At 63.1% G+C, this 643-nt stretch carries 1 protein-coding gene; it reads left to right on the top strand.

What is annotated here, in order from left to right; all coding sequences use genetic code 11:
* On the top strand, window positions 1-643 hold a 643-nt coding region (locus HX869_RS31000), incomplete at both ends, for a cache domain-containing protein (protein ID WP_372865729.1).

Below are 643 nucleotides of genomic sequence, written 5' to 3'. Positions count from 1 at the left end.
GCCCCACCCACCGCCCGGAGCTGCTGCTGATCATCGGCAGTTGCGTCACGGTGCTGCTGATCATGTCGGTGGTCGCGGTGCTGCTGATTCGCGAACACGCCAACACGTTGCAGGCGGCCCAGCGCACGGCCAATAACATCACCCAACTGATCGACGCCGACGTGCTGCGCAACGTCGAGCTGTACGACTTGTCGATCAAAGGGCTGATCGCCGCCACCGAACGCACTGATTTGGCTGGGGTATCGGCCGGCATCCGTCACCTGGTGCTGTTCGACCGTTCGGAAGCGGCGCCCTACAAAGGCGACATCCTGTTGCTGGACAAGGATGGCAACGTGATCGCCGACTCAGCCCTGCAGACGCCCAAATCCGCCAACTTCGCCGACCGCGATTACTTCCAGGCCCATCGGCAGAATCCCGACCTGGGCCTGTTCATCAGCCGGCCCTTCACGGCGCGCTGCGTGTGTGACGACCAATGGCGTATCGCATTCAGCCGCCGGGTTTCCGGGCCGGATGGGCGATTCCTCGGCGTGGCCGTGGCCACCATGCGCCTGTCGTACTTTCAGCAACTGTTCCGCAGCCTGAATATCGGCAGCGACAGCACCATCAACCTGATCAACCGGCAAGGCATCCTGCTGGCCCAGCA

The organism is Pseudomonas sp. P7779 (assembly GCF_013386315.1).
Classification (GTDB): domain Bacteria; phylum Pseudomonadota; class Gammaproteobacteria; order Pseudomonadales; family Pseudomonadaceae; genus Aquipseudomonas.
The sequence above is the reverse complement of the archived record's forward strand: the minus strand, read 5'-3'. Positions and strand labels throughout refer to the sequence as shown.